General features: G+C 67.7%; 10 protein-coding genes and 1 riboswitch. Of the genes, 6 read left to right on the top strand and 4 right to left on the bottom strand.

All coding sequences use genetic code 11. The features are described 5' to 3' along the window. Positions 1 to 211, top strand: a riboswitch (cobalamin riboswitch). A gap of 35 nt (positions 212 to 246) precedes the next feature. From AC2FL1_RS08375 to AC2FL1_RS08365, 3 genes are all read left to right on the top strand, one after another. Continuing rightward, positions 247 to 417, top strand: a complete 171-nt coding sequence (locus AC2FL1_RS08375) for a CbtB domain-containing protein (protein WP_234138881.1) — start codon at positions 247 to 249, stop codon at positions 415 to 417. Positions 418 to 420: 3 nt separating this feature from the next. Continuing rightward, entirely contained in the window at positions 421 to 1,119 is a 699-nt protein-coding gene (locus AC2FL1_RS08370; protein WP_496824675.1) for a CbtA family protein, read from the top strand. A gap of 63 nt (positions 1,120 to 1,182) precedes the next feature. Next, a complete protein-coding gene (locus AC2FL1_RS08365) occupies positions 1,183 to 1,677 on the top strand; it encodes a hypothetical protein (protein ID WP_496876605.1) in 495 nt (164 codons plus the stop codon). Here AC2FL1_RS08365 and AC2FL1_RS08360 read toward each other — a convergent pair. From AC2FL1_RS08360 to AC2FL1_RS08350, 3 genes are read right to left on the bottom strand one after another with little or no spacing between them, the layout of a single operon-like run. Then, positions 1,665 to 2,021: a DUF1636 family protein gene (locus AC2FL1_RS08360; protein ID WP_496876604.1), complete on the bottom strand. Its 357-nt coding sequence runs from the start codon at positions 2,019 to 2,021 to the stop codon at positions 1,665 to 1,667. The two genes, AC2FL1_RS08365 and AC2FL1_RS08360, sit on opposite strands and share 13 nt — an antisense overlap. A 55-nt stretch (positions 2,022 to 2,076) precedes the next feature. Then, entirely contained in the window at positions 2,077 to 3,027 is a 951-nt protein-coding gene (locus AC2FL1_RS08355) for a LysR substrate-binding domain-containing protein (RefSeq protein ID WP_496876603.1), read from the bottom strand. A gap of 33 nt (positions 3,028 to 3,060) precedes the next feature. Next, on the bottom strand, positions 3,061 to 3,888 hold the full coding sequence (locus tag AC2FL1_RS08350; RefSeq protein WP_496876602.1) for an aspartate dehydrogenase: 828 nt from the start codon (positions 3,886 to 3,888) through the stop codon (positions 3,061 to 3,063). An 83-nt stretch (positions 3,889 to 3,971) separates the two neighbouring features. Between AC2FL1_RS08350 and AC2FL1_RS08345 the strand changes: the two genes are divergently transcribed. After that, positions 3,972 to 6,101: a xanthine dehydrogenase family protein molybdopterin-binding subunit gene (locus tag AC2FL1_RS08345; protein WP_496876601.1), complete on the top strand. Its 2,130-nt coding sequence runs from the start codon at positions 3,972 to 3,974 to the stop codon at positions 6,099 to 6,101. Further along, positions 6,098 to 7,051 (top strand): dihydrodipicolinate synthase family protein, encoded by a 954-nt coding sequence (locus AC2FL1_RS08340; RefSeq protein ID WP_496876600.1) that lies wholly within the window; start codon positions 6,098 to 6,100, stop codon positions 7,049 to 7,051. Before AC2FL1_RS08345 ends, AC2FL1_RS08340 begins: the two co-directional genes overlap by 4 nt. Before the next feature lie 75 nt (positions 7,052 to 7,126). Here the strand turns inward: AC2FL1_RS08340 and AC2FL1_RS08335 are convergent, their stop codons facing one another. After that, positions 7,127 to 8,677, bottom strand: coding sequence for an acetolactate synthase large subunit (locus tag AC2FL1_RS08335; protein WP_496876599.1), 1,551 nt, complete (start codon positions 8,675 to 8,677; stop codon positions 7,127 to 7,129). A 127-nt stretch (positions 8,678 to 8,804) separates the two neighbouring features. Between AC2FL1_RS08335 and AC2FL1_RS08330 the strand changes: the two genes are divergently transcribed. Continuing rightward, a complete protein-coding gene (locus AC2FL1_RS08330; protein WP_496876598.1) occupies positions 8,805 to 9,278 on the top strand; it encodes a DUF302 domain-containing protein in 474 nt (157 codons plus the stop codon). The last annotated feature ends 54 nt before the right edge of the window (positions 9,279 to 9,332 follow it).

Genomic DNA, 9,332 nt, shown 5'->3' with positions numbered 1-9,332 from the left:
GGCTAAATGGAGGGGTCTGGTCCTGCCGGAGCAATCCGGATGCTAAGAGGGAATTTGGTGCGACCGCCCGCCGGTTCAAGCCAAAGCCGCCCCCGCGACTGTAAGCGGTGAGCCGCTGTTCAACCAGCCACTCCCGGGTTCGCTCCGGGGGGAAGGCGAACAGAGGCACCGACCCGCGAGCCAGGAGACCTGCCAGACAGGTAATGAAACACCGGCCGTCGGGTGCGGCGGCAAGGAGGAAATGACATGACGACCAAAACTCTCAAGGCATCGGCCACCGGTTCCGCGATCCTTCCGGCCCTGTTCGCCGTAATCCTGGGCCTGGGCATCGTGACCCTGGCGGGCCATGTGCAGGCATCCGCACTGCATGACGCCGCCCACGACGTGCGCCACGCAACCGGCTTTCCCTGCCACTGAACCATGTTCAGTCGCATTCTGACCAGCGCGTTGTTCGCTGGCGCTGCAGCAGGGCTGATTGCCGCCTTGCTGCAGTTTCTGTTCGTGCAGCCCGTGTTGCTGCATGCCGAGTTGTATGAATCCGGCGAACTGGTTCATTTCGGCGCCGAGGCGGTAAGTGCCCAGCCCGACCTGCCCGGTATGTTCGCCGATCCGATGCGCGATGCGCTCACGGTCGTTTTTGCGATGCTGACCTATACCGGCTATGCAGTTGTCATGGTTGCCCTGATGTCGGTGGCCGAGGGGATGGGCCATGCGGTGACCGCGCGCGCCGGTCTGCTTTGGGGGCTGGCCGGGTTCATCACCTTTCACTTCGCGCCCGGCCTGTCGCTGGCGCCCGAGGTGCCCGGTGTGTCCTATACAGATATCACCGCCCGCCAGATCTGGTGGACCGCGACCGTAGCCGCGGCAGGCATCGCCATGTGGCTGATCGCCTTCGGTGGCAACCTGATGGCCTATGGCGCCGCCGCGCTGCTGTTGATGGCGCCGCATCTGATCGGCGCGCCCGAGCCTGACAGCTTTGCCGGCCCGGTCCCCACCGAGCTGGGCGCGCTGTTTGCCGCCCGCGCCTTTGGTGTCGGGATGGCGGCCTGGGTGCTGCTGGGTGGCTTCGCGGGTTACTTCTGGCAGACCGAGAGCAAGCGCGCCGAAGCGCACGCCTGATCCGCCAGCCCATATGCCCCGCCGGACCCATCCGGCGGGGTTTTTCTTTGCTAGGAGACTGATATGTCCCGCTCTCTCGCTCTGTTCGCCATCGGCCTTGTCTTTGGTGGCGGTGCCGGTTTCGTAACCGCGGCGGCCTATGGCGTTACCTTTGACGGTCATGATCATGGCGACACGGCCCAGCATGGCGCCCATGACGTGGCGCAAGGCGGCCACGACCACGCCCAGGCCACCCATCTGCCCGCTGGCCCCGACGCACCCGGTGTGTCCGTAGCACTGACCCGTGATCCGATGTCGGGTTGGAACCTGCATGTAAGCCCGCAGAATTTCCGCTTTGCCCCCGAAAATGCCTCGGCCAGTGACGTGCCGGGCGAAGGCCATGCTCATGTTTATGTCAACGGCGTGAAACTGGCCCGGCTCTATGGCGAATGGATGCATATCCCCGACCTGCCCAAAGGCCCGGTCGAGGTGAAGGTCTCGCTGAACGCCAACAGCCACAGCCCGCTGATGGTCGATGGCACCCCGGTCGAGGCCGTGGTCACGGTTCAGGTGGAATAGGCCGGAATCCGCGCCAGCAGGCATTCCCGCAACCGTCCGCAGGGACGGGCATCGGAAATCCAGCCTCCGGGGCTATCCAGATAGACACGGCAGGTGGCGGCGATATCGTCGGCATCCGCCACCACGTCGAGATCCGAGAACACATAGCTGGCCCGCCCCGGCCCCTGAAGGGCCAGCGCCACCGGGGTGGCGCAGGCGCCGAAACAGGCATGCTCCACCAGCTCCACCCTCCCGCTCAGCCCGGCGCGCGCCAGCGCCTCGGCCACGGCGGCACGCTCGGCCCCTTGGTCACGGTCCCGGTCGTCCTGACAGCTGGAGCAAAGGGAAAGGCGCATGTCGCTCATGGTGTCTCCTTGATCGGTGCCGCAGATGTGGCGCATCGGGTCCACCGAGGCAAGCTCAACGCGTCATTTGCGCGGCCTCAACCCGCAGCGCATCCAGCACGCCGGCGACCGAGGGCGACAGGCTGGCGGATTTGCGCATCGACACACCCACCGGCCCGATCGGGATCGGCACCGGCCAGTCGACCCGCGCCAGCGCCCCCGCGCTGATATCGTGGCGCGGCACATGCGCGGGCATCACCGCCAGCATGTCCGACCCCAGCAACAGACCCCGGTTGGCCAGGTAAGAGACCGATTCCACCGCATAGGGTGGCGCGCCGCCGCCCAGATCGACAAAGACCTGATCCAGCTGGCGGCGCAACGTGGTTTCCGCCGGTGGCAGGATCCAGGGGTATTCCATCAGGTCGGTCAGCACGGGCGCTGCGTGGCGATGCACCGGATGGTCGCTCCGGGCGACACAGATCACCTCTTCGTCGAACAGCCGTTCCTGCACGATCTCGGCCCGGTGCCGGTGCATCGGCAAGCGCCCGACCACCAGATCGACATCGCCCGAGCGCAGCGCCGGCATCAGCACCTCGTTGGTGCCCTCGACCAGTTTCACCACCAGCCCCGGCTTGTCGGTCAGAAGCCGGGTCAGCACGCGGGGCAGAAACTCGGCCGAGGCGGCCAGCAGCGTACCCACCACCACGCGCCCGCCATTGCCCTCGTTCAGATCGTCAAGCTCTTGGGCGGCATGGGAAATCTGCGCCAGGATCAGCTTGCCATGCCGGATCAGGGCCGCCCCGAACACGGTGGGCACCATGCCGCGATTGGTGCGGTCGAACAGCTGCACGTCGAAATCCAGCTCCAGATCCTTGATCAGCTTTGTTGCGGCGGGTTGGGACATGTTCAGCGCCTGCGCCGCGTGCAGGATCGAATGCCGCTCGCCCACGGCGACCAGCAGGCGCAGCTGTTTCAGCTTGAGCCGGGTCAATACACGCTCGACGATGCGGATCTGGGTGCGGTTCATGGGTTTCGCGATATCACGAAGCGTGGCTATCGGTCAAAGCGATAGCCGGATCGCCGCGCCGCGCTGTCGCAGCGCCGCCAGCAGGCTGAGCGCGGTCAGCGCCGAGGAACGTGGATTGCTCGGCAGCGGCAACCCCTCGATCTGAAACCGGAACCGGCCAAAAGCGCCTTCGGCCGCGATCTCGTGGATATTGGCGGTAGCGCCCGGATCGGCGATCAGCTCGGCCCGGGTGGCGTCCAGCCCGGCCCCGGCAAGCGCCACGGCGGCGGCCACATTGGCATTCTTGGGATAGGCTTGCGCCGCCGCGCGCGCGGTGCCGGTGAAATGGGTGGCGGGTGCGGTTAGCGCGTCCAGATCCAGCACCTTCTCGGCGCGGCTGCCGCGCCAACCCTGCGGCGGTTTGCGCCCGGTATAGGTGACCTGCAAGCCCGTGCCCATCGCCGCCGCCGCCAACGCGTCCAGCGCCCCGATCGCGCCCGAGGCCAGGCAGAGTCGCGTGCCACCGGCGCGGGCGGCAGCCTCCAACTCGGCACAAAAGACCGCATCGGCCAATGCACCGACCGAGACGGTCAGCACCTCGACCCCCGCGCCCAGCGCCGCCACCCCATGGGCGCGCAACCCGGAATGCCCTGCGCAATCGACCAGCAGATCAGGCCGCCCGGGCAGGCCCTGCAAGGCTTGCGCCACCGGCACGCCCAGCGCCGCGCGCGCGGCCTGATCCCGCCCGGGACGGCAAAGCGCCCCGGTCAGCTGCACGCCGACAGGCAGATGCGCCGCCACATGGGCGGCAATGGGTCCATGCCCGATCAGTGCTATCCTCACCCTGTCCCCCTTTGGCCAACTGCCCCATAGTTTCCACATATCAGAACGATTGTGATATGCCGATTGCGGATAACAGGATGCAATTTCGCGATTTGTACCCGCCCGGTCAGGCTTGCAGGATCGTGGCACCCGCCACCGCAACCGAGACCCCCGTGACCCGATCCGCGCCCTATACCGGACAAGCGCTGCCCCGGCGCGAAGACCCCCGCCTGCTGCGGGGCGAGGGGCAGTATACGGGTGATATCCGCCTGCCGGGGGCGCTGCACCTAGCCTTTCTGCGCAGTTCCCATGCCAGCGGGCGGCTCGTTGCCTGCGATACCTCTGCCGCCCGCGCGATGCCGGGTGTGGCGGCGGTGCTGACCGCCGCCGACCTGGGCGCGCTGGGCGGACTCGAGGTCAACCCGGTGCTGCCGCTCGACCATGCCACGCCTTATCCGATTCTGGCGGATGGCGCGGTATCGGCAGTGGGCCAGCCCATCGCGGTGGTGCTGGCCGAAACGCCGGGTCAGGCGCTGGACGCGGTCGAGGAGATCTGGGCCGAGATCGACGAGACCCCCGCCCCGACCCCCGAGCTGTTGGCCATGCAACACTGGCAGAGTGGCGATGCGGCAGCGGAATTCGCCCGTGCCGCCCATGTGGTCGCGGTCCGGGTTGCGCATCCTCGCCTTGCCCCCAGCCCGATGGAGCCGCGCGCCATCGCCATTCTGCCCGACAGCAGCGGGCTGACCGTCTGGCTGTCCACCCAGACGCCGCACCGGGCGCGGGCCGATCTAGCCCGTATCCTGTCGCTCGACCCCGAGCACCTGCGGGTGATCGCCCACGACGTGGGCGGCGCCTTTGGCATGAAGGCCTCGCTTTACCCCGAAGAGGTGCTGGCGGTCTGGGCCGCGCATCATCTGGGCCGCCCGGTGCGCTGGACCGCCACCCGCAGCGAAGAGTTCCTGTCGGCCACCCATGGCCGGGGGCTGACAAGCGAAGGACAGCTTGCCATTGACGGTGACGGGCACTTTCTGGCGCTCAAGGCCCGCGTCGAGGCGCCGCTGGGCCATTGGCTGCCCAATTCAGCGCTGATCCCGGCCTGGAACGCCGCCCGCATCCTGCCCGGCCCCTATGACATCGCCGCCACCGATCTGGGTACCAGCGCCCGGCGCGCCCATACTGCGCCCACCGGCATCTATCGCGGCGCGGGCCGCCCCGAGGCCTGCGCGCTGATGGAACGTCTGGCCGATGCCGCCGCCCGTGCCACCGGCCTTGATCCCGCCGAGATCCGCCGCCGCAACCTGCACCGCTTGAACGGCCCGCGCGACCTGCCTGCGGGCCAGGTCGAGGGGGCCGATTATGCCACGGAACTCGACCATTTCCTGGCACTCGCGGATTATCCTGCCTGGCGCGCCTGGCGCGACGCTCGGCGCACCGAGGGGGCATTGGCCGGGATCGGCCTCGGCTTTTACGTCGAACCCTCGGGCAAGGGGTGGGAAAGCGCGCGCGTGACCCTTGAGGCGGGCCGCGCCACCGTGGCATTCGGCGGCAGCAGCCAGGGACATGGGCGCGAAACCGCGCTGGCCCAGATCGCCGCCGATGCTCTGAACCTCACGCCCAATGCAATAACGGTCAGACATGGCGACACCGCCACCTGCCCACCCGGCATCGGCGCGTTGGCCAGCCGCAGCACCCCCATCGGCGCCAGCGCCGTGCTCGAGGCCTGCCGCGAGATCATCCGCCGCCGCGACGCGGGCAAGCCCGCCCCGATCACCGCCGACACCGTCTATACCGCCCCGGGCGAGGCCTGGGGGCATGGCTGCTACCTCGCCGCGATCGAGATCGACCACGACACCGGTGCCCCGCGCCTGACGCATATGGCCTGCCTCGACGATGCCGGGCGGCTGATCAACCCGCTGCTGGCCGAGGGACAGGTGATGGGCGGCTTTGCCCAGGGCCTGGGCGAGGCGATGATGGAGGCGCTGCATTTCGACGACGGGCAGCTGCTCACCGGCTCGTTCATGGATTACGCGATGCCGCGCGCGGGTGACCTGCCGCCACTCACCATCCACAAGACCGAGACGCTCGCCACCACCAACGCGCTCGGCGCCAAGGGGATCGGCGAGGCCGGCACCATCGGCGCCCCGGCGGCGATCCTGAACGCCGCGCTCGATGCGCTGGCGCCGCTGGGTGTGACCGATCTGCAAATGCCGCTTACCAGCCTGTCGCTCTGGCAGGCGATCACCGATGCAAGCAAGGGAAGTGAGACATGAAATACGCCAAAAGCGAGGCCAAGGACCATGCCCGCGAACATATGCGCGGCATCTGGGCCGCCGCCCTCAACCCCTTTGCCGAGGATCTGTTGTTCGACGAGGCCGGTTTTCGCCGCAACATCCGCCACTGGGTCGATGATCTGGGCATCGAGGGCCTCTTCATCTGCGGCAAACAGGGCGAGTTCTTCTCGATGTCGCTGGAGGAGCGCAAGCGCAACCTCGAGGTTGCGGTCGAGGAATGCGCCGGACGCGCGGGCACCATGATGTCGGTCTCGGACCAGAATTTCGACACTGTGCTGGAACTGGCACACCATGCCCAGGACGTGGGCGCCGATTACATCGTGGTGCACGCGCCCTTGCTGCATTTCGTGCATGATCGCGACGCGCTGCTTTACGAGTATTACAAGGCGATCAGCGAGGCGGTCGATATCGGCATCGCCATGTGGAGCCACCCCGACAGCGGTTACCTGATGAGCCCCGAATTGTGCGCGCGCATTGCCGATCTGCCGAATGTGGTGGCGATCAAATACTCGGTCCCGCGCGAGATGTATGCTCGCCTGACCGAACTGGCGGGCGACCGGATCCAGGTCTCCACCGCGTCCGAGGAGGAATGGTTCGACAATATCGTGGAACTGGGCTGGCGGCTCTATCTCTGCTCCTCACCGCCTTACCAGCTGCAAACCGCAAACGACCGGCGCATGCATGACTATACCCAACTGGCCTTTGCCGGCCGTATCGACGAGGCGCGCGCGATCCGCGACAGCCTCGACCCGGTGCGCCAGGCGATCAAATCCACCAAACCGGGCGGCAAGCCGCAGGCGCATGGCAAATACTGGCAAGAGCTTCTGGGACAGACCGGCGGGCGGGTGCGCTTTCCCATGCAGGAACTGACCGAGGCTGAAAAATCCGCCACGCGTGCTGCCTTTGAGGCCTGCGGCCTGCGACTCTGACCCTTCATTTCGCCCAAAATACTCCGGGGGAGTCGCGCAAGGCGCGACGGGGGCAGCGCCCCCTCCCCGGCCCCGCTAAAGCAGAACCTCGATCAGCTTCGGCCCCGCCTCGGCAAATCCCCGCTCCAGCGCCAGCGCAAACTCTTCGGCCCGCTCGACCCGGACAGCAGGCACACCAAGGCTTTGCGCCTGCCCGATCCAATCGATGGCGGGCCGCTCCAGGCTCAGCATGTCGAGCGCGCGCGGGCCGGGGTTCATCACTCCTACCCCCGACAATTCGCCCAGCAGGATGCGATAGCTGCGGTTGGCCCAGATCACCACGGTGATATCCAGACCTTCACGCGCCATGGTCCACAGCGCCTGTGGCATGTACATGGCCGAGCCATCACCGGTCAGCGTCATCACCTTGCGGTCGGGGCAGGCGATGGCCGCGCCGATGGCGGCGGCAAGGCTATAGCCGATGGAGCCGCCGCAATTGTTGATCCATGTATGCGGCGCAGCGCCCAGCGTGGCGCCGTGAAAGGCGCGTCCCGTGGTCACCGACTCGTCCAGCACGATGGCGTCTTCGGGGATGTGTTGGCCCAGCACGGCGGCAACGCTCTCGGGCGTGCAGGGGCCGCTGACCGATCCCTGCACGACAGGCGGCGCGTGCACCGGCGCGGCACCCGCAGCGCCCACCGCCTGTTCCAACCCTGCCAGCGCGCCGTCCAGATCGGCGGCCCAATCGGCCAGCGCGATGATCTCGGCCTCTGGATGGGTCAGCACGGCGGGTTTGCCCGGATAAGCGAAAAAGCCGATGGGTGGCCGCGCACCCAGCAAGACGATGCGCCGAAACCGCGACAGCGCCTCCACTGCCATATCGATCGGATAGGGCACGCGCGCCACCGGCACCCGGCCCGCGCCGCGCTCCATCCGCGCATTGGCCCATTCCGACAGCAACGCGCAGCCAGTCGCCGCCGCGATACGGCCCGCGCGTTCGAGATTTTCGGCGCTCAAAGCCTCACCCCCGAGCAGCAACAGGCTGTCCGGCCCTCTCAGCGCGGCGGCGGCCTGTTCCAACGTCTCGGCCTCAACCGGCGCCCGCGCAGGCACCGGTCGGGCGGGCGCGACCTGCCCACCCGAGGTCCAGGCCGTGTCAGACGGCAGGATCAGCGTCGCCACCTGCCCCGGCGCGCTGCGCGCCGCCTGCACCGCGCGGGCGGCATCGCGCCCCACATCCGCCGCCGAGAGCGAAGTTTCGACCCAATGCGACACCGGCCGAGCCAACCCTTCGATATCCGCCGTCAATGGCGCGTCCAGCTCCAGATGGCTGGCCGCGTGCTGGCCTACGATGTTGACCACGCCCGACCCGGCCTTTTTGGCGTTGTGCAGGTTCGAGATTCCGTTGGCCAGTCCCGGTCCCAGATGCAGCAGCGTCGCCGCCGGTTTGCGCGCCATCCGGTAATATCCATCCGCCGCCCCGGTCGCGACACCCTCGAACAGCGCCAGCACCGAGCGCATGCCCGGCACCTGATCGAGCGCCGCCACAAAATGCATCTCTGAGGTGCCGGGATTGGTGAAACAGGTATCGACCCCGCTTTGCAGCAGGCTGCGCACCAGGCTTTCGGCGCCATTCATGTCGCTCATTCCCCTCACTCCTCGCTATTGAGGCGAGCCTAGGCGGCGCGCGGCGTCACGTAAACGGTGCACGATATCGTGAGCGCGGACGGCCCCGAAATCTGGCATCAAGGGACGAGCAACGGAGACACCCACCATGCGCCTTGCCATCCTCGCCCTGATCGCCTGCCTTGCCCTGCCCGCACTGGCGGGCGACCTGAGCCCGCGCCCGGGCTGGGCGGTGCACGCCACGACCAAGACCCATGCGCAACTGATCGAGGATACCCGCGCCGCGATCACCGCAAACGGCTTGGGCATCGTCACCCAGGCGGGCCCTACCGAGGCCGCTGCCCGGCGCGGCATCACCATTCCCGGCAACCGGGTCATCGGCGCCTTCAACAACGATTTCGCCGTCCGGATACTTGCGCTGTCCACCGCCGCGATGATCGAGGCGCCGATCCGGTTCTACGTCACCGAGAACGCCGACGGCTCTGCCACGCTGGGCTACAAGCTGCCCTCGCAGGTCTTTGCCCCCTATCTGGACGAGGGCGGCGACGAACTGGCCGCCATTGCCGCCGAACTGGACGCGCGGTTTGCAGCCGTGGCGGCGCAGGCAATCGCCTCACAGTGACGTGACCCCCCTTGCCTTCGGACGCAGGCTCCGCAATCTCGGCCAGAACCGACC

The sequence above is a fragment of the Ruegeria sp. YKSF070 genome (genome assembly GCF_059612725.1).
Note: the sequence above shows the minus strand (reverse complement) of the source record. Positions and strands in the feature narration are given on the sequence as shown.

Excerpts from the sequence above, each read along its gene's own strand:
- AC2FL1_RS08375 (WP_234138881.1), top strand. The coding sequence starts at position 247 with ATGACGACCAAAACTCTCAAGGCATCGGCCACCGGTTCCGCGATCCTT.
- AC2FL1_RS08370 (WP_496824675.1), top strand. The coding sequence starts at position 421 with ATGTTCAGTCGCATTCTGACCAGCGCGTTGTTCGCTGGCGCTGCAGCA.
- AC2FL1_RS08365 (WP_496876605.1), top strand. The coding sequence starts at position 1,183 with ATGTCCCGCTCTCTCGCTCTGTTCGCCATCGGCCTTGTCTTTGGTGGC.
- AC2FL1_RS08360 (WP_496876604.1), bottom strand. The coding sequence starts at position 2,021 with ATGAGCGACATGCGCCTTTCCCTTTGCTCCAGCTGTCAGGACGACCGG.
- AC2FL1_RS08355 (WP_496876603.1), bottom strand. The coding sequence starts at position 3,027 with ATGAACCGCACCCAGATCCGCATCGTCGAGCGTGTATTGACCCGGCTC.
- AC2FL1_RS08350 (WP_496876602.1), bottom strand. The coding sequence starts at position 3,888 with ATGTGGAAACTATGGGGCAGTTGGCCAAAGGGGGACAGGGTGAGGATA.
- AC2FL1_RS08340 (WP_496876600.1), top strand. The coding sequence starts at position 6,098 with ATGAAATACGCCAAAAGCGAGGCCAAGGACCATGCCCGCGAACATATG.
- AC2FL1_RS08335 (WP_496876599.1), bottom strand. The coding sequence starts at position 8,677 with ATGAGCGACATGAATGGCGCCGAAAGCCTGGTGCGCAGCCTGCTGCAA.
- AC2FL1_RS08330 (WP_496876598.1), top strand. The coding sequence starts at position 8,805 with ATGCGCCTTGCCATCCTCGCCCTGATCGCCTGCCTTGCCCTGCCCGCA.